General features: G+C 38.4%; 24 protein-coding genes. 14 read left to right on the forward strand and 10 right to left on the reverse strand.

The annotated features are described in order from the left end of the window. Positions 1-383: 383 nt before the first annotated feature. The 6 genes from U1E44_RS13640 to U1E44_RS13665 all read right to left on the reverse strand — a co-directional run bounded on the left by U1E44_RS13640 (position 384) and on the right by U1E44_RS13665 (position 4,450). On the reverse strand, positions 384-731 hold the full coding sequence (locus U1E44_RS13640) for an MGMT family protein (protein ID WP_322931655.1): 348 nt from the start codon (positions 729-731) through the stop codon (positions 384-386). A gap of 5 nt (positions 732-736) precedes the next feature. Then, a complete protein-coding gene (locus U1E44_RS13645) occupies positions 737-1,366 on the reverse strand; it encodes a LysE family transporter (protein WP_322931656.1) in 630 nt (209 codons plus the stop codon). A gap of 2 nt (positions 1,367-1,368) precedes the next feature. Further along, a complete protein-coding gene (gene trmB, locus U1E44_RS13650) occupies positions 1,369-2,040 on the reverse strand; it encodes a tRNA (guanosine(46)-N7)-methyltransferase TrmB (protein ID WP_323673907.1) in 672 nt (223 codons plus the stop codon). Positions 2,041-2,269: 229 nt separating this feature from the next. Continuing rightward, positions 2,270-2,578 (reverse strand): hypothetical protein, encoded by a 309-nt coding sequence (locus tag U1E44_RS13655; RefSeq protein ID WP_322931658.1) that lies wholly within the window; start codon positions 2,576-2,578, stop codon positions 2,270-2,272. Between the two features lie 133 nt (positions 2,579-2,711). Next, positions 2,712-3,761 carry a sensor histidine kinase gene (locus U1E44_RS13660; RefSeq protein ID WP_322931659.1) on the reverse strand — a complete coding sequence of 350 codons (1,050 nt, stop codon included), beginning with the start codon at positions 3,759-3,761 and terminating at the stop codon, positions 2,712-2,714. Next, positions 3,761-4,450, reverse strand: a complete 690-nt coding sequence (locus tag U1E44_RS13665; protein WP_322931660.1) for a response regulator transcription factor — start codon at positions 4,448-4,450, stop codon at positions 3,761-3,763. Before U1E44_RS13665 ends, U1E44_RS13660 begins: the two co-directional genes overlap by 1 nt. A 215-nt stretch (positions 4,451-4,665) precedes the next feature. Here U1E44_RS13665 and U1E44_RS13670 point away from each other — a divergent pair, with 215 nt between their 5' ends. The 6 genes from U1E44_RS13670 to U1E44_RS13695 all read left to right on the forward strand — a co-directional run bounded on the left by U1E44_RS13670 (position 4,666) and on the right by U1E44_RS13695 (position 11,566). Beyond that, the gene (locus tag U1E44_RS13670; RefSeq protein WP_322931661.1) at positions 4,666-6,078 is read left to right on the forward strand and encodes a hypothetical protein; all 1,413 of its coding nucleotides are present in this window, start codon (positions 4,666-4,668) and stop codon (positions 6,076-6,078) included. Between the two features lie 188 nt (positions 6,079-6,266). Further along, on the forward strand, positions 6,267-9,089 hold the full coding sequence (locus U1E44_RS13675) for a TonB-dependent receptor (RefSeq protein WP_322931662.1): 2,823 nt from the start codon (positions 6,267-6,269) through the stop codon (positions 9,087-9,089). A 138-nt stretch (positions 9,090-9,227) separates the two neighbouring features. After that, positions 9,228-9,533 (forward strand): T9SS type A sorting domain-containing protein, encoded by a 306-nt coding sequence (locus U1E44_RS13680; RefSeq protein ID WP_322931663.1) that lies wholly within the window; start codon positions 9,228-9,230, stop codon positions 9,531-9,533. A gap of 157 nt (positions 9,534-9,690) precedes the next feature. After that, the gene (locus U1E44_RS13685) at positions 9,691-10,014 is read left to right on the forward strand and encodes a T9SS type A sorting domain-containing protein (protein ID WP_322931664.1); all 324 of its coding nucleotides are present in this window, start codon (positions 9,691-9,693) and stop codon (positions 10,012-10,014) included. 70 nt (positions 10,015-10,084) lie between these two features. After that, the gene (locus U1E44_RS13690; protein ID WP_322931665.1) at positions 10,085-11,062 is read left to right on the forward strand and encodes a long-chain-fatty-acid--protein ligase; all 978 of its coding nucleotides are present in this window, start codon (positions 10,085-10,087) and stop codon (positions 11,060-11,062) included. A gap of 63 nt (positions 11,063-11,125) precedes the next feature. After that, positions 11,126-11,566, forward strand: coding sequence for a YHS domain-containing (seleno)protein (locus U1E44_RS13695; RefSeq protein ID WP_322931666.1), 441 nt, complete (start codon positions 11,126-11,128; stop codon positions 11,564-11,566). Positions 11,567-11,596: 30 nt separating this feature from the next. On the opposite strand, the gene tyrS is transcribed toward U1E44_RS13695, so the two are convergent. Further along, the gene (tyrS, locus tag U1E44_RS13700) at positions 11,597-12,892 is read right to left on the reverse strand and encodes a tyrosine--tRNA ligase (RefSeq protein ID WP_322931667.1); all 1,296 of its coding nucleotides are present in this window, start codon (positions 12,890-12,892) and stop codon (positions 11,597-11,599) included. 104 nt (positions 12,893-12,996) lie between these two features. Here tyrS and U1E44_RS13705 point away from each other — a divergent pair, with 104 nt between their 5' ends. From U1E44_RS13705 to U1E44_RS13740, 8 genes are all read left to right on the forward strand, one after another. Continuing rightward, positions 12,997-14,025 carry an NAD-dependent epimerase/dehydratase family protein gene (locus U1E44_RS13705; RefSeq protein WP_322931668.1) on the forward strand — a complete coding sequence of 343 codons (1,029 nt, stop codon included), beginning with the start codon at positions 12,997-12,999 and terminating at the stop codon, positions 14,023-14,025. 387 nt (positions 14,026-14,412) lie between these two features. After that, positions 14,413-14,601, forward strand: a complete 189-nt coding sequence (locus U1E44_RS13710; protein ID WP_322931669.1) for a hypothetical protein — start codon at positions 14,413-14,415, stop codon at positions 14,599-14,601. Between the two features lie 1,315 nt (positions 14,602-15,916). Next, complete coding sequence (locus tag U1E44_RS13715; RefSeq protein WP_322931670.1) at positions 15,917-16,576, forward strand: ABC transporter ATP-binding protein; 660 nt, start codon at positions 15,917-15,919, stop codon at positions 16,574-16,576. A 17-nt stretch (positions 16,577-16,593) separates the two neighbouring features. Continuing rightward, positions 16,594-16,908, forward strand: coding sequence for a hypothetical protein (locus U1E44_RS13720; RefSeq protein WP_322931671.1), 315 nt, complete (start codon positions 16,594-16,596; stop codon positions 16,906-16,908). Positions 16,909-16,915: 7 nt separating this feature from the next. Then, positions 16,916-17,986: a glycosyltransferase family 2 protein gene (locus tag U1E44_RS13725; protein WP_322931672.1), complete on the forward strand. Its 1,071-nt coding sequence runs from the start codon at positions 16,916-16,918 to the stop codon at positions 17,984-17,986. After that, on the forward strand, positions 17,983-18,627 hold the full coding sequence (locus U1E44_RS13730) for a hypothetical protein (RefSeq protein WP_322931673.1): 645 nt from the start codon (positions 17,983-17,985) through the stop codon (positions 18,625-18,627). The genes U1E44_RS13725 and U1E44_RS13730 overlap by 4 nt, the downstream gene beginning before the upstream one ends. Next, positions 18,624-19,157: a TlpA family protein disulfide reductase gene (locus U1E44_RS13735; protein ID WP_322931674.1), complete on the forward strand. Its 534-nt coding sequence runs from the start codon at positions 18,624-18,626 to the stop codon at positions 19,155-19,157. Before U1E44_RS13730 ends, U1E44_RS13735 begins: the two co-directional genes overlap by 4 nt. Beyond that, complete coding sequence (locus U1E44_RS13740) at positions 19,138-21,291, forward strand: peptidase domain-containing ABC transporter (protein ID WP_322931675.1); 2,154 nt, start codon at positions 19,138-19,140, stop codon at positions 21,289-21,291. Before U1E44_RS13735 ends, U1E44_RS13740 begins: the two co-directional genes overlap by 20 nt. Before the next feature lie 35 nt (positions 21,292-21,326). On the opposite strand, the gene U1E44_RS13745 is transcribed toward U1E44_RS13740, so the two are convergent. Genes U1E44_RS13745 through U1E44_RS13755 form a run of 3 tightly spaced genes read right to left on the reverse strand, consistent with a single transcriptional unit; the run spans position 21,327 to position 23,798 of the window. Beyond that, entirely contained in the window at positions 21,327-21,731 is a 405-nt protein-coding gene (locus tag U1E44_RS13745; RefSeq protein ID WP_322931676.1) for a DUF4296 domain-containing protein, read from the reverse strand. 2 nt (positions 21,732-21,733) lie between these two features. Then, positions 21,734-23,068: a dihydroorotase gene (locus tag U1E44_RS13750; RefSeq protein ID WP_322931677.1), complete on the reverse strand. Its 1,335-nt coding sequence runs from the start codon at positions 23,066-23,068 to the stop codon at positions 21,734-21,736. A gap of 1 nt (position 23,069) precedes the next feature. After that, the gene (locus U1E44_RS13755; protein ID WP_322931678.1) at positions 23,070-23,798 is read right to left on the reverse strand and encodes a polyprenol monophosphomannose synthase; all 729 of its coding nucleotides are present in this window, start codon (positions 23,796-23,798) and stop codon (positions 23,070-23,072) included. Between the last annotated feature and the right edge of the window lie 115 nt (positions 23,799-23,913).

A 23,913-nucleotide genomic window follows, 5' to 3' on the forward strand; every position in this document is an offset into this window, starting at 1 on the left:
GACAACCTAATGCAGAGGATGGTGCAGGCACAACCTTGTTATATCAAAAATATTAGTAATTAAATGCCTAAGTCAATCTTATTATTTAATATTCGGTTATAGAGCTACAATTTTCGCCTGTTTTTATTCGGTAAAGTTATATTTATGAGATTCCGAATTCTTTCGCAATCATCTTCAGTCGTGTTCTTGAATTTAGGTCGTTCACCATTTATTTTATTAGTTTTACTTTGGTTACGGTAAGTTTAGAAGATGTTCTCTTACGGGGTTTATTTTACATTGTGCATTGTTGAATTGATGTTTTTTCCGTGCTCTTAAAGTTGCCTGTTTTATCTAAATTCAATTGGATGAATAAATTTAATCGTTTTGCTCTTTTTTTTTATTTCTTAATGTTTTTGATCGTCCTTGCCCAGTTCTTTTGTAGGATCCCAAAAATGCCCATCAAAATCAACGATCTGATTGTTCACCACCGCCACACCCTCATTTTCTAACAATTGCTGCATTAAACTAGAACCGCCAAAATGGTGTTTCCCCGTTAAAAGTCCTTTTCTGTTAACGACCCTATGTGCAGGAATATCTTCCATAGCATGCGAATTATTTAAAGCCCAACCCACCATTCGCGCGCTTCTTGCCGTGCCAAGGTATCGGGCAATTGCACCATAAGAGGTTACTTTGCCAAAGGGAATTTGCTTAGCCACCTCATATACTTTTTCAAAAAAGTTGGTATTTTCCATGGAGGTCATTGGTAGAAAATGCGGATGATGGTAATCGCCAATAGCACCACCATAAGGACACTTATAATATAGTTAGCATTTTTAGAAAAAGCATGCGATTTAGCTTCCAGTTTGTAAAAATAAACGGTGTAAAGGTACAAAACGGAAAAAGTACCGAGCCCGGCAGCCAGCATAAAGGTAAGAATGTCTGCAGCTTGAAACTTAATCCAGCCTGAGGCGTTCCACATGGCATTTAAACCACTGTAATATGGGATGGTCAGTAAATTAAGTGCCGCTAAAAGCATTCCTTTAAAGAAACTATTTTTTTTGCTAAGGTTAAGCACCTTTACTTCATTTTTGGCGTTATCTTTTGCTTTAATAAAAAAGTAAATGGCAAAAAAAGTAAATACAACTAGGGCAATTTTTAGCAAAAGATGGATTACCTCGGGATTATTAAAAAGAAATTTTGAAATAAGCACGGCGATATACGCCTGTATAAGAATCATGGTAGCGACGCCAAGACTAAATATAATTCCGTTTAGTTTGCCTTTCTCCACACTTGTTTTAGCCGCATTCATATTTAAAAGTCCGGGAGGGACGGTGGCCATGAAAGCTGCCGAATAGGTTACAAAAAAAAGGATTAATAAATGTTGCATGCCTACGATATCCGGAACTGTATATAGGTAATTGGTTTGCCTTGAACAAGATACTGCTTTTCGTAGAAAGTTTGTATTTCTAAAACTTCTTTTGGGCTTCCTTCGTTTTTATATACATCGTGGTTGGCATAGCGCACTTCTAACCCCAAGCCATGTAGCAGTCCCAAGGTGTAGCCATGCATAAACTCACTATCGGTCTTTAAATGCAACCAAGCCCCCGGTTTAAGAATGGTTCTATACTTTTCCAGAAACTTTTGATTGGTTAGCCGGTGTTTCGTTCGTTTGTATTTTATTTGTGGATCGGGAAACGTAATCCAAATTTCGGCCACCTCCTGCGGCGCAAAAAGCAGGTCTATAAGTTCTATTTCTGCTCTTAGAAAAGCCACGTTGTTTAAATTCTTCTCTAAGGCCAATTTGGCTCCTTGCCAAAAGCGTGCACCTTTAATATCGATGCCAATATAATTTTTTTGGGGATCTCGTTGCGCCAGTGCTACCGTATATTCTCCTTTACCGCAACCCAATTCCAGTACAATGGGATTGTCGTTCTTAAAAAAAGTGTGCCATTTGCCTCGAAAAGAAAAAAGCGATCGCAGCACTTCATCACGAGTGGGCTGCACTACATTAGAAAAACGCTCATTATCCTTAAACCTTTTGAGCTTATTTTTGCTCCCCATAGTCTTACGCATTAGCTGTGGGGGCAAAGCTACGGAATAAAAATAATCTGAATACAGGCTGATATCTCGGAATACTCTAGTAGGTCTCCGCCGAACGTGGTAACCCTTGAAAAGAAGCGTCATATTAGCGTTTTGATTATCGCCTAATTTTGAGCTCGATGCCAGATAAAAAGGGCAAAAACACGAATATAGCTACCTCTTCATAGGTCGTGTGTTTTAGTTAGTCCATTTAATCTCTAAATGCTTCCTCTGTATTTCCAAATGCATATTCATGCAATTGACAGTCATCATTAGAATTATACCATAATTGTTGGTCTGCACTTTCAAAGCATATTACAGGTCTGTATTCTTCTCTATCAATTCTGATTTCACCTTGATCCTGAATCATTGCCAAATCAAAAGAAAAATCTCCACATATCTCTTTTGCTTTCTGTGACTCAATGTTATGATTTTTTAGCGTTTTCCTAAGTAAACATATCATCTGAAACTGCCATTCAATAGCCAGTTCTTCGTACTTATCATTATTTACAATTTCCATTTCTCAGTAACTTTCAGGAAGTTAATTTAGCTTTTACTTTTAAAAAGGCAGCTATTTCTTAAGTCCCTATAGTTTCGCTCTCTGAACTTTTTTCATGCCACGACATAATTTACGCTTTACTTTAAAACCACTTTTAAACTTGTTGTGCCTTTTCTAGGGTAAAAGAAAATTCGGATCCTACCTCAACAGCACTTTCTACGTAAATTTTTTCCTTGTGTGCCTCAATGATGTGCTTTACGATGGCCAGCCCTAAACCGGAGCCTCCCTCGGTTCTACTGCCGCTTTTATCCACCCTATAAAAGCGTTCAAAAAGACGGGGAATGTGTTGCTTTTCTATTCCTTCGCCATTATCTGTAACCCGCACAATAACTTTATTTTTAATAAGGTTTTCTACACTCACTTCGGTAGTGCCATTGTCATTTCCGTATTTTATAGAATTTACTAAAAGATTGGTAAGCACCTGTTGTATCTTTTCTTTATCGGCATTCACAAAGATGGGTTCTTTGTAATGCATATCAAAAGTTAGCGAAATATTCCGCTTGGCGGCGCGCATTTCTAAAAGATCGAATACATTTTGTATCAGTTCAATGATATTAAAACGAGTCAATTCTAAGTGTAGATCTCCTACTTCCAGTTTGGTGATGAGGTCCAGATCTTTCACAATATAAATGAGCCGTTCTACACCTTTATAGGCGCGTTGTAGGTATTTCTTTCGAACGACCTTATCCTCTATAGCGCCATCTAACAAGGTTAAAATGTAGCCTTGTACCGTAAATAATGGTGTTTTTAGTTCATGTGAGACATTCCCTAAAAAATCGCGTCGGTATTCCTCCCTAATCTTAAGCGTATCGATCTCTATCTTTTTATCCTTGGCAAACTTTTCTATTTCCTGTGTTAAGGTATGCATATCTGTGGTGATGGTGCGCGAAGCCAGCGTGGAAGATTCTAAAAGAGACACATCATCGTAAATGCGTTTTATCCGTTTGTAAATAAAGGTTTCTACCCGAAATTGAATAATTAAAAACGCAACGACAAACGCCAGTATACCAAAAATAAAAAGTGTAAAGAGCTGAAAGATTTGTTGATACTGGAGAATAATTCCCAACAGTATGGTTAAGGCCAAAGAAATGATGAGCGAGGATCTAAACGCAAACTTATAAGACTTTTTTAGTCGAATCGCCATTATAAAACAAACTTATACCCTACGCCTTTTACCGTTTTAAAATTGTCTTCTCCAATTTTTTCGCGCAATTTTCTTATGTGCACATCGATGGTTCTACCTCCCACAACCACTTCGTTGCCCCATACTTTGTCTAGAATAACTTCTCTTTTAAAGACTTTATTTGGTTTTGAAGTTAGTAAGGCCAGTAATTCAAATTCCTTTCGAGGCAAGATAATTTCATCGCCGTTATTGATAATCTTGTATTCTTCTCGGTTGATGGTGATATGGCCTACTTGAATAATATCGTCTGCCTCCTTTACTTCCCCTTCTTTGAATCTTCGCAGTAACGCCTTAACCTTACTAACCAAAACTTTTGGCTTTATAGGTTTGGTAATATAATCATCTGCTCCGGCATCAAAACCTGCCATCTGCGAATAATCCTCTCCGCGTGCCGTGAGAAACGCAATAACCGTGTCTTCTAATCCTGCCGTATTTCTTATGGTTTCGCAGGCTTCTATGCCATCCATTTCGGGCATCATTACATCCATAATAATGAGATGGGGTTTCTTTTTTTTGGCCTTAGCCACTCCTTCTACCCCGTTTTTAGCAGTATATACGTCATACCCCTCGGCCGACAAATTGTAGCCCACAATTTCCAAAATATCCGGTTCATCATCTACTAAAAGTATTCTTATGTCCTTTTTTTTCATGGGTTTTATGTAATGGTCATTTCGGCAAAAGTAAAGATAATACTATTAGTCCTAACCTGCTTAACATTCATTTAATATGGTAACATTAAGATAACATTTATAACATAAAGGTTTAACCTGTAGGTAACTTCACTTTTACAACGGTGTGGTTTCTTTGCCCTGTTCTTAAATGACAGAAACTAACGAACAGAATTATGAAATTTAAAAAAACAGAAATGAAAAAAATTGTATTTGCTTTAATGACGTTTGGCTCCTTAGCGATTGTATCGTGTAGCGATGATGACAGCGCTCCTATCATTGAGCCGCCTGTGGCCACTTGCAACGATGGAATTTTAAATAATGGTGAAACTGAAATTGATTGTGGCGGTCCAAACTGTGCGGCTTGCGTAGAAGAACCCCCTGTGGTTGCTACCTGTAATGATGGTATTTTGAATGGTGATGAAACCGAAATAGATTTTGGCGGCTCTTGTGCCGGTGAGATAACCGTAACAGGTTTGATTGCTGAAGATACTACTTGGACTAGAAATAACATTTATCTTTTAGGCGGTAAAGTAGTAGTTGGTGTTGGCGTTACCTTAACCATAGAGCCCGGTACCATTATTAAAGGATTACCCGGAACAGGTTCCTTAGCTTCAGCGCTTATTGTACAACGGGATTCTAAAATTAATGCCGTAGGAACACCAGAGCGACCTATTATCTTTACCAGTTCGCAAGATAACATTAAAGTAGGCGAAACTGCCGGTACCAATTTAGACCAAACCGATAATGGTCTTTGGGGTGGTGTATTGGTTTTGGGTAATGCGCCTGCTTCCTTATCGGGTGACGCTGCACAAACTCAAATTGAGGGAATTCCTGCAAGCGATGCTTTTGGTTTATACGGTGGAAATGATCCGGCAGACGATTCCGGTGATTTGGCGTATATCTCTATACGACATGGGGGTGCCATTATTGGAGAGGCCAACGAAATAAATGGACTTACTTTAGGTGGTGTAGGTACCGGCACTTCAATAGACAATATTGAAATTGTAGGTAATGAAGATGACGGTTTAGAGATTTTTGGAGGAAGCGTAAACGTAACCAACGTATTTGTTTGGGCTGTTGCCGATGATGCTTTGGATTTTGATCAGGCTTGGACAGGAACTATAGATAACGCGGTTGTAGTACAAGGCGTTCGATCTGATAGTGCTTTAGAATTAGATGGCCCAGAAGGTTCTGCTACCGGGTCTTACACGCTAAATAACATCACCATTTTTGGTAATACAGAAACCGGAGAAGGATTAGGAAACAGAAGAATAGCTGACTTTAGAGATGGACTTTTAGCCTCTATAAACAACGTATATGTTACCGGTTTTTTACCCACTACGTCTATAAGGTTAAACGGAGATAAATCTGCAACTACTTATAACGACGGTCTCCTAACGCTCAGCAACTGGCAAATTGTACTGCCAGAAGGTGTCGCAGCGGTAAACGAACTCTTTACCACCAGTAATGTAACCCTCCCAACGACCTACGTGGCCGATGGCAGTACTATCGCTACAGCGGTAACAGCGGGATCACAAACCGTGGGTGCTGATACTGCGGCTTTTAGTTGGACCTATAGCAATACTAAAGCTAGTTTAGGCTTTTAATTGTCTTTGCGCAATAGCAATCATAACACTACAGTTGCTCGTTCCTTTTTTAGGAATGAGCAACTTGTTTGTTACAACCTTATCAGTCTAAAAATACGAGTGCGACATCTCCTAAACCCAAATAACCTAACCAAAGTACCCTTAAAAAATCACATTTCAAGGCATAAACACAATTCTAATTTTGCACAATGAAACTCAAAAATCTTTTATTCTTACTTTTTATAGTACTTCTACAACAGGCTTTTTCTCAGAAGGGAATTGTTACAGGAACCATTAATGACGGTGAGTTCAATGATGTTTTGCCGTTTGCGAATGTAATTATTAAAGGCACCACAGTAGGCACCACATCAGATTTCGATGGAAAATATCAGTTGGAAGCGGAGCCCGGCATCTATACCCTTGTATTTTCCTATCTGGGATATCAAACCAAAGAAATCGCAGAAGTCGCCATTAGCGCAACCAAGGATCTTATTGTTGACGTTACTCTTGAACCCGCTTCTAATGCATTAGACGAAGTGGTTGTAACCACCACGGTTTCTAAAAACACTGAAGCATCGGTGCTGCAACTCCAAAAAGCATCTGTAAAACTTATGGATGGCCTCTCGCTACAAAGTATAAAAAGATCGGGAGCGGCAGATATTGCATCCGCAGTAAAATCGGTGCCCGGAGTATCGGTGCAAGGCGGAAAATACGTGTACGTAAGAGGTTTGGGCGATCGGTATACCAAGACCACACTCAATGGCATGGACGTACCCGGCCTGGATCCGGATAGAAACACCTTACAATTGGATCTTTTCCCGACGTCTATTTTAGATAACATCCAAGTGGTGAAATCCTTCACGGCGGAATCTTCTGCGGATTTTACAGGTGGTTTTGTAGATATTGTAACCAAAGATATTCCGACACGTGCGCAATTTGAAATCACGGTAGGTTTAGGGTACAACTCCTCCATGCACTTTAACAATGATTATTTAACTTCCCAAACCAGCGGTACCGATTTTCTCGGTTTCGACGATGGTAAAAGAGACTTGCCCATAAACCGTCTCCAAAATATTCCGCCTCCTTCTGCCAATAGTCCAGTACTTACGCTACTGACCCAAACCTTAGATCCACAAATGGCTGTGGAAAAGGAAAAAAGTTTTATGGATTTTAATATTGGTTTCACCGCAGGCAACCAATACGATTTAGGAGGCTCCAAAAAATTGGGGGTTCAGGCGGCAGTGAGTTATCGGAACACAACAGATTTTTTCGAAAATGCCCAAAACAATTTCTGGTTTAAAAATAGGGCAGACAGTGGTATTTTTGAATTAGAACCGGATCGCCTTCAAAGTGGCAATATTGGCATTAACAATGTACTTATCAGTGCCTTGGGCGGTTTGGCGCTTAAAACGGAAAGATCAAAATATCGCCTTAATGTGCTGCACATACAAAATGGCGAATCTAAAAATGCTTTTTTTGACGTGGCTTCCGTTCTTTTTGATGAAGTGCGCGGTGTTCGCGATAATATTGAATATACAGAACGATCTATTTCCAATGCATTGCTCACCGGGTTGCATACCAGCAAGGACAACCGATGGTCCTTAGAATGGAAATTGTCGCCAACGCTATCCATTATCAACGATAAAGATGTACGGTTTACTTCTTTTGAAATTAGCGATACCGGCGATTTCTTAATAAGACCCAGCAGTTTTGGCCCACCAACCCGTATTTGGCGCGATTTAGAGGAAATAAACCTCTCCGGAAAAGTTGATTTTACCAACAAACATAGTTTATTCGGAAAAGACGCAAAAGTGCTTTTTGGCGGTGGCTATACCTACAAAGACAGAGAATTTGGCATTGATCAATTTTTCTTAACTTTAAGGGGACAAGCAACCACGCCCATTGGAGGCAATGCAGACAATCTGTTGCTGCCCGAAAATATTTGGACGCCGCAAACAGATAGAGGTACTTTTGTTACCGGTAATTTTGAACCTACGAATTCCTTTGATTCTAACTCTACCTTAACGGCCGCCTATGTTTCCGAGGAGTTTCAAATAAGTAATCGTTTAAAAAGTATTCTTGGGGTACGCTTCGAAAAATTTGACCTTACCTATACCGGTCAAAACAATTTGGGGGACGTCGTTTTTGATGACGAAAAGATCATTGATGTTACCGATTTGTTTCCTTCGGCCAACCTTATTTACGATTTTAACGAAGCCGGCAACACCAAAATAAGAGGCTCTTATTCCCGAACCACAGCCAGACCTTCCTTTAAAGAAGCTTCCATAGCCGAAATTTTTGATCCTTTAACCGGACGCATTTTTATAGGAAATGTAGAATTAGATCCTACATACATCAATAACTTTGACCTTAGATTTGAAAAATACGGTACTGAAGGTTCGTTTTTTGCCGTAAGTGCCTTTTACAAAGATTTTAGCGATCCTATAGAGCTTGTGGCTTTTGAACAAGCGCCAAATAATTTTCAACCCCGAAACGTGTCATCTGCTTCTGTCATTGGCGCCGAAATAGAAATACGGCAAAACCTGGGAATTCTCGCTCCGGGACTTAAAAACTTTGATATAAATGCCAACTACTCTATCATAGATTCTTCGGTTGACATGAGCGATACGGAATTTAACTCCAGACAATTAGCGGTACGCGATGGTGAAACTATTAAAGACACCAGAGTGCTGCAGGGCCAATCGCCCTACTTGATTAATGTAGGGATAAATTACAAGGGAGACGCCAATGGATGGCAAGGCTCATTGAGCTATAACGTGCAGGGCGAAACTTTAGAAATTGTAGGAATACGTGGGGTTCCGGATGTATTTACACAGCCCTTTCACAACCTAAACCTAAATTTTGCCAAAGAATTTGGTAAAGACCGAAATTCAAAAGTATCACTTCGATTTTCCAATTTACTAAATGATAAAATTGAAAGTGTATACCAATCTTTTAGAGCCACAGACCAGATCTATTCCTTAAGAGATCCCGGGCAAGCTATATCATTAGGCTACAGTTATCAATTTTAACATCACCCCTATAATTTGTAAAATTAAAACCCCACTCTGGTGGGGTTTTTTGTGCATTTCATCGAAAACTTCCTACAATTCTAAAACGCCCCTTTTAACAGTCCCAAAAATGATTACTTTTGCAGTATATAAGGCTACATGAAAAAACTTTACTTCGTATTCTTATTTTTTACTTCTGCTCTGGTTTTTGCACAACAGCAACATACCGGCGATATTGATGGGCTCAAAATTTATCCCAATCCTGTTACCAATGGTAAGGTATTTATAAGTACTCCTTTAAATGCTCCCAAGAAAATCCTCATTTTAGATGTACTCGGCACCCAAGTTTTAGAAACTACACTATTAGGTACCGAATTAAATCTATACACATTAGAACCCGGAATTTATGTGATTAGGGTATTTGAAAAAGATAAAATGGCGACCCGAAAATTGATCGTAAAATAGATTCTATCTGCTGCTCCGAACATTTTTTTCTAAAATAACATCGACGAAATACACCCCACTTTAGATTCACCTACAAAAAAAGTTGTTTCACAACATTTACTTTCTACACCTGGTTTAAGTTCTTAGTTTTACGGTGTTGATCCCAAATCGATACCCAATGAAATTAATCTACTTTGCCTTGTTGCTCATCGGTACTTATGCTGCTTCGGCACAAGAAATTGCCGATGCCGGTACTACAACATCTACAACCAACTTTAGTTTTAAACTATACCCCAATCCGGTGTACGACCCCGTAGTCTACATTACTACCCCTAAAAATGACCCAAAGGACATTATTGTGTATGATGTTTTTGGCGAAATTGTGCTTACGGATAGAATCTTTACCAACGCCCTTAACATTTCCAAACTGGTTCCCGGAGTTTATGTGATTCAGGTGACCGAAAACAGTACATCCACGACCCGAAAGTTAGTGGTTAAATAAGCCAACAGCTCTTCTACTTCCAAACATTAAAAACCTCTGGAAAATTTAATTTTGGTTACTTTTGTTCGTCATGGATACGGACCTACTATTTCAAATCTCCACTACCGAGAAATTTACCGAAAAGGCATTGAAAACTTTCCGTTTTCAGTTTGAAAATAACCCTATTTATAATACTTTTTGTAATCATTTAGATCGAAATCCGCGCAACGTACATTCCCTTCAGCAAATACCCTATCTCCCTGTTGAATTTTTTAAATCGCACAAGGTTGTATGCGGGGATTTTGTTCCTGAAATTATATTTACCAGCAGTGGTACTACAGGAGCACAGACCAGTAAACATGAGGTTCATCGTCTGGCACTTTACAAAAAGAGTTTTGAATTGGGTTTTCACCATTTTTACGGCCCAACTTCGGACTATTGTATTTTGGCTCTTTTACCTTCGTATTTGGAACGTGAGGGCTCTAGCCTTATTTATATGGTATCGCAGCTTATCACATCCTCTAAACACCCCAAAAGCGGATTTTATTTGAACGATTTGAATGCCCTAAAAGACACTTTACTTCAGTTGGAAGCAACCCAAACCAAAACGCTACTCATCGGGGTGTCTTTTGCCTTGTTGGATTTGGCCGAACAATATCCCGTCGCACTTAAAAATACCATCGTTATGGAAACCGGTGGCATGAAAGGTCGCCGCAAGGAACTCATTAGGGAAGCATTGCATCACCCTCTTAAAAAAGCATTTGGGGTTCCCCGGATTCATTCCGAGTATGGCATGACCGAGCTTTTATCGCAAGCCTATTCCAAAGGAAATGGTATTTTTTATACCCCTCCGTGGATGAACGTTTTTATTAGAGACACAGAAGATCCGCTTTCTTTTATTGCGGAAGGCAAAACAGGCGGCCTAAACATCATCGATCTGGCCAACTACTACTCCTGCTCCTTTATCGCTACCCAAGATTTAGGAAAACTGCACCCCGATGGTTCCTTTGAAGTGCTGGGCCGTTTTGATCATTCGGATATTCGCGGTTGCAATTTGATGGTTCTTTAAGGATACTTTAAGGTTTCCTTTCGTCAGGTTTACCGGCATTCTCGACTATCAAAAAAAACATTTATGAAGACCGTATCCGTAATTGCCTGCTTCTTAATTTTTTCCCTGTCGTACGCACAAAAAACCGATATCTATGTAAAAGGCGGGTATGCCGTAAGTGGGTATGATGTGGTAGCTTACTTTAGCCATGAGGTAAGAAAAGGCGACAAAAATTTTAATGTACCTTATGACGGTGCGGTGTTTTTATTTGCTACCGAGGCCAATGCCGCGCTTTTTAAAGCAAATCCGAAAAAATATGCCCCGCAATATGGAGGTCATTGTTCGTATGCCATGGCTATTAAGGGCGAAAAAGTGAGTAGCAACCCCGAAGTTTATGAAATACGAGACGGGAAACTACATTTATTTCACCGAGCCGAAGGGTTAACCAATTGGAAAAAAGAAGGCCCCGAAAAACTTAGACCCAAAGCGGATGCAAATTGGGCAAAACTCGTAAAAACTCCTTAAAAATCTCGATTTTCTTTTTCATACTGCTCCCTACGTTACGATAATGACGAAATAGTTTTTTTTGCCTCGTTGTACCAGTACAAACTTATCATTAATGAGATCCGCCGGCGTAATAACATAGTCTTCGCCTACTTTTTCTTTATTCACGGCAATGGAATTTTGTTTCAGTTCGCGTCGGGCTTCACCGTTAGAGGACAAAAATCCTGTTTTTGCTGCCAATGCACCGATCATATCTAATCCGTTTTCAATATCTGCTCTAGCAATTTCGGCTTGCGGCACCCCTTCAAAAACATCTAAAAAGGTTTTCTCATTTAATTTTTTTACATCGGCAGCCGTAGATTTTCCAAAGAGAATTTCACTGGCGCGCATGGCATTTTCTAACTCTTCCTGCGAGTGCACCATAACCGTAATTTCCTCGGCCAAGCACTTTTGCAAAATTCGCAAATGCGGTGCTTCTTCGTGTGCTTTCGCTAAATCAGCAATCGCTTCCCGGGAAAGAAAGGTAAATATTTTAAGATACTTTTCGGCATCGGCGTCGGAGGTATTCAACCAATATTGGTAGAATTTGTAGGGCGAAGTACGTTGGGCATCTAACCATATATTGCCTCCTTCGGTCTTCCCAAATTTGGTGCCATCTGCTTTGGTAATTAACGGACAGGTCAGGGCATACCCCTTACCATTGCCTATTCTGCGTATTAATTCGGTGCCTGTGGTAATATTACCCCATTGATCGCTGCCGCCCATTTGCAAGGTGCAGTTATGATTTTGAAAGAGATAGAGAAAATCGTACCCTTGTACCAGCTGATACGTAAATTCGGTAAACGACATTCCTTCTTTGGCTTCGGCAGAAAGACGCTTTTTTACAGATTCCTTTGCCATCATATAATTTACAGTAATATGTTTGCCCACATCACGTATAAAATCGAGAAAGGAGAAATTTTTCATCCAGTCATAATTGTTTACCAATACGGCGGCATTGGCAGCTGTACTGTTAAAATCTAAAAAACGAGATAATTGATCCTTAATAGCCTCCTGGTTATGCCTCAGGGCAGCTTCATCCAACAAATTGCGCTCGGCCGATTTTCCCGACGGGTCGCCTATCATTCCTGTAGCACCACCTACTAAGGCAAATGGCTTATGACCCGCCAATTGAAAATGGCGCAACATCATTACACTTACCAAATGACCTATATGAAGGGAGTCTGCTGTGGGGTCTATACCTACATAGGCGCATTGCATGCCACTTAGCAAGTGTTCTTCTGTTCCGGGCATCGCATCGTGCAACATCCCTCGCCATTTTAATTCTGCAACAAAGTTAGAAGCCATTTGTATCTATAAATTTTTATACTGGCTGCAAATATAAAGGATTTTAAAGGCTTTGTGCTTTTACAAAAACGAATAAATCCCTTTCAAATTCCTAAATTTGACACATGGTATTAGTAACTGGAGGTACGGGTTTGGTTGGGGCACATTTATTATTGCGCCTTGTAGCGAATAAAACACCCGTAAAGGCCATTATTAGAACCAACAGCAATATAGCTGCAGTAAAAAAAGTGTTTTCGTACTATGCGCCTAATTACGAGCAATTGATCGGGAATATTCAATGGGTCACTGCCGATTTGCTTGATATTGAATCGCTTCGAGAAGCATTTGAAAACGTTACGGAAGTCTATCATTGTGCAGCATTAATATCTTTTGATCCTAAGGATGAAGCCAAACTGCAAAAAATTAATGTTGAAGGTACTGCAAATATTGTAAATCTTTGTTTGGCAAAAAAAATACAAAAACTCTGCTACCTAAGTTCTGTAGCGACCATTGGAAAAAACCCAACTACCACGGAAGTGACCGAAGAAACTGAATGGAACGCTGATGGAGCCAATGTATATGCGTTATCTAAATATGCTGCAGAAATGGAGGTTTGGCGGGGCGCGCAGGAGCATCTCAACGTGGTTATACTAAATCCCGGAATTATCATTGGTCCCGGTTTTTGGCATCGAGGGAGCGGCCTTCTTTTTAAAATTTCCGATTCGGCCAAGAATTATTTTCCGCCCGGGGGTACAGGTTTTGTAAGTGTTGGCGATGTGGTGCAGCTTATGCTAAAACTCATGCATTCTGAATGCAGCAACGAGCGGTACATTGTGGTTGCGGCGCATTGCATCTATGCCGATATCCTACAAAAAATTGCCCACAACTTAGGTAAACCTGCTCCCACAAGAAAGTTGAAATTTTGGGAACTAGAATTGCTATGGAGGCTAGATTGGTTTTGGGCGCTATTCAGCAAAAAAGGTAGAAAATTGACCAAGGATACCGTTTATGCCCTAAAAAACCCCACAAGGTACAGCAATCGAAAAATACAAGCAGCGCTGCCCTTTCAATTTGAATCCGTAGATGAAAGCCTGGCTTTCTGTTGCGGCCTTTACCGTAAGGAACGAGCTGGAGATAGTAAGGTAAAGAATTAAAAGGTTTATTTATAAGCTGTAGATAAGATACCCACTACATCTGTAACCCTTATTAAAACAGGCAATACACTAGGTACGGTAATTCCCTTTCTTATTTCCTAAGTCTTTACAGGCATAAAGTTTTGCAATGCGCCGGCATTAAAAACGCTTAAAGCAAATTACCGACTTTACATGCAGTACTATCTTTTATATGAAGGCGAAGGAAATGGATGCTAATCAACGAGTGATAAATAATTATCTGGTTATGTGTGTAATGCTTTTCCGTAAAAAAACTTAGTATTTTCTTGTAAGTTTCGTTTTTTTTTTTTGATTTGTACAGATTCTTGTGATTTTCACGAGAACGGAAAATCTGAACAAATAAATCATTAACTTTAAAATTGTAAAATCATGAGAAATTTAGATTTAACTGAAATGGAGAATCTTGAAGGGGGAGGATGTACTGAAAATGTTGCCTTTTCTATGGTTGGCGGCGCATTTCTTGGATTTATTTTTGGTGGGCCAGGTGGAGCAATAATTGGACTGGCAAGGGGCGGAGCGGTAGCAATTGCAAAATGCGTTGTTGATTATGATTGGTAGTAGGTAATTAATTTTCAATTAAATTAGAATATCTTGTGTTTAGTTTAGTCTAAGGACAAGATTTTTTTTTAAAATGATTAAATTCTTCATACATATTAAAACAAACTTGATGCTATTATCTAGAATTTCATTTCTAGGTATAAAAAATTTTAGTTTTTTGATTGTAGCAAGTATAGGGTATTTTTTCTTATTTTTTCTTTGTTGGAAAACTAATTTATATTTAAATGAAATCTCATCCAGCCTACTTATAATCAGTGGTCTTTACTATCATGGTTTTGAAAGGAACAATTCTTTTAACTCATTCCATCTTTTGCCAATCTATATAGACAAAACACAAAGCTTAATAATAGGAATGAATTACAGATTGCTCCTTATTTTGATTATTTGTTCACCGTTTATATTTCTTATTCAACACATTACTTTTTTTAAGCTGATGATTTTCACTTTATCCATTGGGGTATTTACATCTTTGGTTTATTTACTTTCAGATTTAGCTTTGCTGAACAAAGGGTACTTTTATTTATTCAGATTTTTAACCCTATTGCCCATTGTCTATATCGACCTTTCGGAACTTTGGAGCGAGGATTCTATTCAATCTAGTTTTATTTCTGCGGAAAATGTGAATACTGTTCTTTTGCTACAACTGTTAATATTTTCGGTTTTATTTATAGCAGCGTACTTCATACACCGAAAAAAGTTTATTGAAAGATTATTTTAAGAATGGACTTATCTTTATTTTGGATATTGGTTAAAAGAGATTTTAGGAACGGAAGATGGGTGTCCACAATATATTTTTCTGCAATAATCATACTATCACTACTTACAAATAATACTTATTATTTTATTTTGTTAGTGTTGGCGCCCAGAAACTTTTTAAACTTAATATGGTTGGATTCCCGTGATTCTAAGTTGATGCTTTTTTATGGAGAAAATAGAGTCAATAGTGTGGTGTTCATTAGAAAATTGATAACCATAATTGAGTTAAATATTCTTTTTGGTTTTCTTTTTTACATCTGCCAGTTTGTTTATACCGGTTTCACTTTTGAACATATTTTAAATTTTAACGTTTACATTTTTTTCTTTTTTATAATCTCAGATTATACTTTTCCGATTTTTCTTGGATCAAGATTCATCAACCTTATTTATTTTGTTCGTTATAGTATTTTGCTGTTGGCAACAATTGCATGGACCATATTAATTTCAATAGGAAATGTGAACAACTCAATACTTACAATTTTGATATTGCTTTTGGGGCTTAACATATTCAACCATTTCTTTCTTTATCCAAAACTTAAGTTTGACCAATACCTAATAAATGATTGAAATAAAGGGATTACATAAAAGTTACGGTGACCTATTGGTGTTGGTCGATGTCAATTTAAATATCTATAAGGGAGAGATTGTCAATATTTTTGGTAATAATGGTGTTGGCAAAACCACGATTTTAAAATGCTTGCTCGGACTTACCAATATTAATAAAGGTCAGATTTTACTTACTGGAATAGATAAAAGTGATATTGGAATTGTATTCTCTAGGGACTTTCTGATACCGAAACTGAAGGTGAGGGAGTACCTGGTATTCATTTACCGGTTAAAAAAAAATGTAGATAAGTATCCAAAAGACAAAGAGACCTACCTCCTCAATTTATTGGGATTGGAAAGTGAAAAGGAAAAATTTATTTATAGCCTTTCTAAAGGCAACCAACAAAAATTAATGCTGCTAAGTGCTTTAATTACTTCGCCAAAACTATTGATATTGGACGAACCCTTTGATGGTATGGACAGAGATAGCATCACAAATTCAAAAAAGCTTTTTAAAGAATTTGTCAAAAACAACGGTGCAGTACTAATGATAACACATAGGGTTGAGGCTATAAGGAATTTGGAAGCAAACGTTGTATTTCTGGAAAATAGGAGCCTGAGTGAAAAAATTAAGTGGTCCCAAGAAATTGAAAAACAATATTTTGATGAATAGCTTTTAATCCAACAAAAATGAAACTCGAAAAAAAAGAATTTAATACAGATAAGGACACCTTGTTCGAAGCAGCCAGAAGATGTTTGGTCATAATGAAAACGGACATAAAACTTTCGCGCGAGGATGCAGGGATAATGGTTGGATTGGTGGAGAGCCTAACTTCCTACCCATCAGGTGAATTAATGATCATCGAAATTACCTCGGCCGAATCAAATACAGCGGTATTAAAGGTTTCTTCCGAAAGTATGGCCATAAATTCCAGATTGTTCAAAAAGACCAAGGACAGTAGGAATGTCTCAAAATTTCTTCATCTAATGGAAAGATACACATAGAAGGTTTATGCAAACTAGGTTTTCCATAATATTACCAGTGTTCAATGCAGCTTCATATCTAGAAAAGGCGATTGACTCTTTACTTGAGCAGTCTATCGATGATTGGGAATTGATTGCAGTAAACGATGCTTCTTCCGACAAAAGTTTAAACATTCTTAAAAAGTATGCGGCTCTGGATAATCGGATAAAACTGGTTGATTTAATAGAAAATAGGGGACTTGGGCATGTTAGAAATTTGGGTATTAAAAAAGCAGTTGGAGATTATTTGATATTCTTAGATTCCGATGATTTTTTTGAACCCGCTGCCCTTAAGGTTCTCAACAATAACATTTCAATAAACCCCGAAACTGAGGTGTTCATATGGGGTTTTAATAAAGTGGATGGCAAAGGGGATTTTAAAAAATCGTTTATTCCTATGAAGATATCCAAAGAAAAGGGAGAAACCCCCTTTATTTTACATTTAGCCGGTCGAAAAGGTTTCGTTTCCTATGTATGGGTCTATAGTTTAAAACGTTCCTTTTTATCCAAGTATGAACTTTCTTTTCCAGAAAAAATATATTTTGAAGATATTCCTTTTACTGTACAAATGCTATACCATGCCTCCGAGCTGCAAGTAATTTCTGAACCCTTGTATAATTATCGAAAACACGGATTTTCGATTACCGGTAAGGCAGGGGTAAAAAAAATTGAGGATAAGTATATTGCGTTTAATCAGGTTAAAACTTTCTTGGAAGAGCAAAGGGTTTTTAAACAATTCCAAAGGATGTACCTAGCTCGTTTTTTAGCACTATGTGTACATACTTCATTCAACGATTATTTTTCACTGTCTAAAAATGAGTCTACGGATGAACTGGATTCATTTATGAACGAAATACGTAATAGTAAACTCTTGCGGAAAGATAATTTACTTTTATTAAGAAACATTGGTTTGAGTTTACCCAAGGAAGAAAAACGGTCAAGGCTAGGCTTTTTGCAAGCCTACTTTGGTCTCAGCGCTATTAAAAAGCGCTATTTTTTTCAAAAACAGCTCATTTATTGGACAATTAAACTTAAGAGAAAGCGACAAGGCCTGTCATGAAAGAAAATAAGTATTTATTACCTACAGGGTTACTCCTTTTAATGTTGGTTCTTCTAACCATACTATTCGGAGAAATGGCGATTTATTTTTTAGATCTGAACCGGTTAATTTATAAAGACCTTTCTGAACAACTGACACTACAACAAATTGAAGCGTTTTTTGAAAATAAAAAACGATGGGCATGGGTGGGGTATTTGGTGATGCCGGTTTTATTATTTTTAAAAATAACTGGTATTGCCTGGGTATTGGGCATAGGTGGTTTTTTTAGTGATATTTCCTTGGCACACAAAAGGTATTTTCGCATTGTACTTATTTCAGAGTATATTTTTCTTATTCCGGCTCTTGTAAAGTTTGGCTGGTTTTATTTCGTTGAAACCGATTTTAGTTTTGATCAGGTTCAGCAATTTGTCCCCTTCTCATTACAAAGTGTATTTAATACCACCAATGTACCTCAATGGGCAATGTATCCTTTGCAGTTGATTAATCTATTCGAAGTGGCATACTGGCTACTATTGGCTTATTTAATCGACAAGGCCACAAGGACAACTAAAGGCATCAAAATTGTTTTGACAGGGTATGCCCCGGCCCTTTTTATCTGGGTTGTTTTCATCATGTTCTTGACTTTAAATTATACACCATGAAGCGCAAAATTAAGGTTTTAATACTCCTACTTTTTTTTGTTATTAGTGGCTTTTTAGGGTTTCAATTTTATATCACATTACAGAAAAAAGCAAAGCAAAATGATCAAATGACCCACCTTCCAGAATTTTCATTAATGGATACTATGGGAAAGGTAAGGACAAAAGCCAATATTGTCCAGAACAGATGGACGGTTTTTGTGTTTTTTAACTCCGAATGCCACTATTGTCAGGAAGAGGCACAGCAGCTAAAGAGCCAAAAGGATAAGATTGATAAAACGCAATTTGTATGGGTATCATCGGAACCCTATAAAACCATAACTAACTTTCAAAATTTATACGGTCTGGGAGATCACCCCAACATCACTTTCTTACAAGATTATAATGCAGAGTTTACCAAATTGTGTAACATAAAGAGCACTCCGCACTTTCTAGTGTATGATACCAAGGGTAAAATTGTCATAAGCCATAAAGGTGCCTGGCGTATCGATAAACTTCTTGATAACATCGCCAATGAATTTAAAACACCTTAAAAAAACGGTATCCTTACAACTTGACGCCTCCGATTGCGGAGTAGCATGCCTACTTTCGGTCATTCGGTTTTATGGTGGCGATGCTTCTTTAGACGGTTTGAGGAGACAAAGCGGAACGCACAAGCAAGGCACTACTTTACTAGGGTTGTTACAGGCCGCAGAAGAACATGGTTTTGACGCTGCTGGCAAAGAAGGCACTTTAGAGCATCTGAAACAACTAAAGGATCCTATCATTTTACATATTATTACTCCTGAGCAACACAGTCACTATGTAGTATGTTACGGTTGGCAAAAGGATAGCTTTATTTTGGGCGACCCGGCAGGAGGGTTGGTCTTTATGGGTGACAAAGAGCTAGATGCCCAATGGGTAAGCAAAGCCTGTTTGACGCTAAGCCCGAACCGGAATTTTGAAACGGTATCCGTTCAAAGAAAAAATAAGAAAAAATGGTTTTGGTCTATTTTAAAGCCAGATATTGTACTTCTTAGATTTAGTTTGATTTTGGGTATCGTGGTGGCTGTTTTGGCCATGGCGCTATCTGTTTTTTCCCAAAAACTGATCGACGATATACTTCCGTCCCGTCAAATGGATAAATTGATTGGTGGTATCGGTTTACTGTTACTGTTACTTATAGTTCGAATAGGTCTTTCAGCACTTCGCGACTATTTTTTGATTTTTCAGGCTAGGGCGTTTAATATTCGAATAATCGATAGTTTTTATTCTTCATTGCTAAATTTGCCCAAGTTATTTTTTGATACGCGTAAAATCGGCGAACTTGTTGCCCGTTTGAACGATACCTCAAGAATCCAAGGCGTAATTCAACACATTGCAGGCAACGCAATTATTGATGGTATCGTAGTGATCATTTCCGTAGCATTCTTAACTTATTACCATTGGCAAAGTGCCATTATAGCTTTGATTAGTTTGCCAATTTATTTTTTGGTCATTTACGGTTACAATAAACTTATTATAGCGGCGCAGCGAGAAGTGATGAAGGCTTACGCAGTTAATGAAAGTAATTATATTGCGACGATGCAGGGAATTTCTGAGATTAAGAACAATAACAAGGAACCGTTTTTTAAACACTTGAACCAAAATATTTATGGGTTTTTTCAAAATACCATTTTTGCATTAGGTAGGATAAACATACGTTTGGGCCTATTTTCTGGCTTGATCGGAGTGATTTTTATTATTTCAATTTTAAGTTATGCATCCTATCAAGTATTGAAAAATAATCTGACTTTGGGAGAATTAATGGCAATATTGGGTATAGCGGGTACACTTTTACCTTCGGTAACAAATCTAGCCTTATTGGCTATCCCCGTAAATGAAGCGAAGATTGCGTTTGAACGCATGTACGAGTTTACAGGTTTGAAAACAGAGCAAAAAGGTAAATTAAAACCAAAACACATAAAATCAATTTCTATCCGAAATGCCAGTTTTCGTTTCGCAGGCCGTAAACGCCTGTTTGAAAACGTTTCAATTGAAGTCCCTTCTAATAGTATTGTTGCGCTTCTGGGTGAAAGTGGTAGTGGCAAATCTACTTTAGGAGCTGTTCTACAAAAGCATTATGATTTGGAAGGAGGCGAAATTTTAATAAACGGCGAAATTTCATTGGCCCACATAATGTTGAAGAGTTGGCGAAAAAAAATAGGTGTTGTGTCCCAAGAAATTACTTTGTTCAACGGTAATGTCATCGATAACTTGGTGTTGGGGCTTGAAGAGAATCCAAAAAAAGTAATCGATTTTTGTATTAAAATGGGTTTTGATGCTTCTTTTAACGCATTTCCAAACGGCTATGGCACACTATTAGGCGAGGAAGGTGTTAACATTTCTGGAGGACAAAAACAAATTCTAGCTTTAGCAAGAGCCTTGTATCATAAACCTGATTTTCTTATCCTTGACGAGGCCACCGGTGCCTTGGATAGAAAAACTGAATTATTTGTACTGCAACTTCTTAAAAAATTGAAGCCACAGCTTTCCATCTTTTTTATCACACATAGGATTCATATTTTAAAGGATTTCGCTGATTACATTTATGTGTTGGAGGAAGGAAGTATAACACATAGCGGGTCTCATGAAGAACTTTTAAAATCTATGAATCCGTATCAGGATTTTTGGCAGACAATATCCTGAATACAACTTTAAAAGATATAAAAAAACCTTAACAATTACTTTTTATCCAGTAGCGTACTATTTACTTTCTGCCCTTTTATCGCAGTACTATCGGGGCCTTTGGTTCTTAATTCCTCCAACTTTTTCTGATCTTCTTCCAATTTGGCCACAATTTCCTTATAAATAGCCTCATATTCTAAAGGGATGGAGGCGTAGTACAAATCACTACGAGCCAATTGAACACTATCTATAACGTGTTTTTTATAGATGTAAGGCATAATCGCTATATCCTGCTCCTGTAGAATAGCCGCATTAGTGTTCTGTGCCGAATTTAAGATAGAGAGATCGTATAAAATTTCGACCATTTTCTCCTTGCCGATTAAACCGGCCGGTTTTTCAACTAATTTTTCATTACAGGAAACTACCGCCACAAGCAGTAATAGTAAAAAAATTGCACGCATCTTTATCGGTTAAAAGTTAATCTCTTTGCATTTTTAAAAGGAGCAAAATTTCCGTTTTCATAGGCCAAATGTCCGTTTACAAAAGTATGGGTAATACCCGATGTAAAGGTGGTACCTTCAAAAGGAGACCAACCACATTTATAATGGATATTGGATTTACGCACCGTCCACGGTTGCTGTGTATTCACCGCTACCACGTCGGCAAAAAACCCTTCTCTAATAAACCCTCTTTTTTCTATTTGAAATAAAATGGCCGGATTATGGCACATTTTCGTTACTATTTTCTCTATTGAAATTACCTTCTGATGGTATTTTTCTAACATTGCCGGTAAAGCGTGCTGTACCAACGGCCCCCCAGAAGGTGTGGCGGTGTAGGCCCCCTTTTTTTCCTCCCACGTATGCGGCGCATGGTCTGTGGCCACCACATCGATACGGTCATCCAGAAGGGCTTCCCACAATTTTTTACGATCCTCAGCGGTTTTAACAGCAGGATTCCATTTTATAAGTGCTCCTTTTTCTTCATAATCCTCCTCAGAAAACCATAAATGGTGAATGCATGCTTCGGACGTAATTCTTTTTTCTTCTAACGGAATGTCATTTCTAAAAAGAGTGGTTTCTTTTCCGGTAGAAACATGAAAAACATGTAACCGTGCCCCTGTTTTTTGTGCCAATGCCACCGCTTTTGAGGACGATAGATAACAGGCTGCTTCACTGCGAATCAAGGGATGGTATTTTATAGGTATTTCGGCTCCAAAACGGGCTGTATAGTGCTCTAAATTTTGCCGAACGGTAGTTTCATCTTCGCAATGTGCCGAAATGACCAAATTTGTGCTTCGAAAGATTTTTTCTAATACCGCTTCATCATCTACCAGCATATTACCCGTAGAAGAGCCCAAAAATAGCTTTATGCCTGAGCACGCCTTTGGATCTAGCTTTTTTAGCTCTTCCAAATTATCGTTGGTTCCCCCTAATAAAAAAGAATAGTTGGCATAAGAGGTTTTGGCAGCAATAGCAAATTTTGCTTCCAATTTCTCCAAGGTGGTGGTCTGCGGATTGGTGTTGGGCTGCTCCATATAGGAGGTAATTCCGCCAGATAGCGCTGCCCTGCTTTCGGATGCGATATCCCCTTTATGTGTAAGACCCGGCTCTCTAAAATGTACCTGATCGTCTATAATACCCGGAAGTAGATACTTGCCTTCCAAATCTATGACTTGGGCATTCGCAGCGCTAATCTCCTTGTCCATCTTTACAATGAGATCATCTTGCAAGAGCAGATCGCTTTCAAAAATGCGATTCTCATTGACTACTTTGGCATTTTTTATCAGTATGTGTCCCATATCAAAATTTACTCCCTTGAAAAATACTCCTGATTTTCATTTTCAAAACGCCAAAAACAGCTTCCCCTATTATGGACGAACTCATTTTAGATTTTCCTCTTACCCGATCTCTGAAAATAATAGGCACCTCTTCTATCTTGTATTTTTTTAGATGTGCCCTAAATTTCATTTCTATCTGAAACGCATAGCCTACAAAACGCACCGAATCTAAGTGTATATCTTCTAGTACTTTGCGCTTGTAACACACAAAACCAGCAGTAGGGTCATGTACCCGCATCCCGGTAATGAGTTTTACATAAAAGGATGCGCCATAAGACAAAAGGATGCGATATAAGGCCCAATTGACCACATTGATCCCCTTTTTGTACCGCGAACCAACGGCCACATCGGCACCCTTGACACAGGCTGCATAAAGCCGTTCCAAATCGGCAGGCGTATGCGAAAAATCGGCGTCCATTTCAAAAATATAATCGTACTCACGAGCTATAGCCCATTTAAACCCATGAATATAGGCGGTTCCTAATCCGGCCTTCTCTTTACGAACTTCGAGAAACAAGCCATCTGAAAATTGGTTTTGCAATTCCCTGACTTTTTGAGCCGTCCCATCGGGCGAATTGTCGTCTACAATAAGCACATGAAACTCCTTTTGCAAACCAAAAACGGCCTCGATGATGGCTTTTATGTTTTCAATTTCATTAAAGGTGGGGATAATCACTAAACTGTCTGCCATAAACTACCTTTCTATTGGGGCAAAAATACTACTTTAAAAACGGTTCGTAAATAGGCACTATCGTTTTATCGATTCTAAATATTTTTGATCCTGTTAATAATTCGTAATTTTGGGC

The sequence above is a fragment of the Aurantibrevibacter litoralis genome (assembly GCF_034651555.1).
Taxonomy (GTDB): Bacteria; Bacteroidota; Bacteroidia; order Flavobacteriales; family Flavobacteriaceae; genus Aurantibrevibacter; species Aurantibrevibacter litoralis.

What these genes read in the sequence shown, in the direction of transcription:
- U1E44_RS13720 (WP_322931671.1), top strand. Translation starts at nt 16,594, where the DNA reads ATGAAACTCGAAAAAAAAGAATTTAATACAGATAAGGACACCTTGTTC.
- U1E44_RS13665 (WP_322931660.1), bottom strand. Translation starts at nt 4,450, where the DNA reads ATGAAAAAAAAGGACATAAGAATACTTTTAGTAGATGATGAACCGGAT.
- U1E44_RS13745 (WP_322931676.1), bottom strand. Translation starts at nt 21,731, where the DNA reads ATGCGTGCAATTTTTTTACTATTACTGCTTGTGGCGGTAGTTTCCTGT.
- tyrS (WP_322931667.1), bottom strand. Translation starts at nt 12,892, where the DNA reads ATGGCTTCTAACTTTGTTGCAGAATTAAAATGGCGAGGGATGTTGCAC.
- U1E44_RS13640 (WP_322931655.1), bottom strand. Translation starts at nt 731, where the DNA reads ATGGAAAATACCAACTTTTTTGAAAAAGTATATGAGGTGGCTAAGCAA.
- U1E44_RS13750 (WP_322931677.1), bottom strand. Translation starts at nt 23,068, where the DNA reads ATGGGACACATACTGATAAAAAATGCCAAAGTAGTCAATGAGAATCGC.
- U1E44_RS13740 (WP_322931675.1), top strand. Translation starts at nt 19,138, where the DNA reads ATGAATTTAAAACACCTTAAAAAAACGGTATCCTTACAACTTGACGCC.
- U1E44_RS13705 (WP_322931668.1), top strand. Translation starts at nt 12,997, where the DNA reads ATGGTATTAGTAACTGGAGGTACGGGTTTGGTTGGGGCACATTTATTA.
- U1E44_RS13680 (WP_322931663.1), top strand. Translation starts at nt 9,228, where the DNA reads ATGAAAAAACTTTACTTCGTATTCTTATTTTTTACTTCTGCTCTGGTT.
- U1E44_RS13725 (WP_322931672.1), top strand. Translation starts at nt 16,916, where the DNA reads ATGCAAACTAGGTTTTCCATAATATTACCAGTGTTCAATGCAGCTTCA.
- U1E44_RS13695 (WP_322931666.1), top strand. Translation starts at nt 11,126, where the DNA reads ATGAAGACCGTATCCGTAATTGCCTGCTTCTTAATTTTTTCCCTGTCG.
- U1E44_RS13710 (WP_322931669.1), top strand. Translation starts at nt 14,413, where the DNA reads ATGAGAAATTTAGATTTAACTGAAATGGAGAATCTTGAAGGGGGAGGA.
- U1E44_RS13675 (WP_322931662.1), top strand. Translation starts at nt 6,267, where the DNA reads ATGAAACTCAAAAATCTTTTATTCTTACTTTTTATAGTACTTCTACAA.
- trmB (WP_323673907.1), bottom strand. Translation starts at nt 2,040, where the DNA reads ATGGGGAGCAAAAATAAGCTCAAAAGGTTTAAGGATAATGAGCGTTTT.
- U1E44_RS13660 (WP_322931659.1), bottom strand. Translation starts at nt 3,761, where the DNA reads ATGGCGATTCGACTAAAAAAGTCTTATAAGTTTGCGTTTAGATCCTCG.
- U1E44_RS13690 (WP_322931665.1), top strand. Translation starts at nt 10,085, where the DNA reads ATGGATACGGACCTACTATTTCAAATCTCCACTACCGAGAAATTTACC.
- U1E44_RS13670 (WP_322931661.1), top strand. Translation starts at nt 4,666, where the DNA reads ATGAAAAAAATTGTATTTGCTTTAATGACGTTTGGCTCCTTAGCGATT.
- U1E44_RS13715 (WP_322931670.1), top strand. Translation starts at nt 15,917, where the DNA reads ATGATTGAAATAAAGGGATTACATAAAAGTTACGGTGACCTATTGGTG.
- U1E44_RS13730 (WP_322931673.1), top strand. Translation starts at nt 17,983, where the DNA reads ATGAAAGAAAATAAGTATTTATTACCTACAGGGTTACTCCTTTTAATG.
- U1E44_RS13755 (WP_322931678.1), bottom strand. Translation starts at nt 23,798, where the DNA reads ATGGCAGACAGTTTAGTGATTATCCCCACCTTTAATGAAATTGAAAAC.
- U1E44_RS13645 (WP_322931656.1), bottom strand. Translation starts at nt 1,366, where the DNA reads ATGCAACATTTATTAATCCTTTTTTTTGTAACCTATTCGGCAGCTTTC.
- U1E44_RS13685 (WP_322931664.1), top strand. Translation starts at nt 9,691, where the DNA reads ATGAAATTAATCTACTTTGCCTTGTTGCTCATCGGTACTTATGCTGCT.
- U1E44_RS13655 (WP_322931658.1), bottom strand. Translation starts at nt 2,578, where the DNA reads ATGGAAATTGTAAATAATGATAAGTACGAAGAACTGGCTATTGAATGG.
- U1E44_RS13735 (WP_322931674.1), top strand. Translation starts at nt 18,624, where the DNA reads ATGAAGCGCAAAATTAAGGTTTTAATACTCCTACTTTTTTTTGTTATT.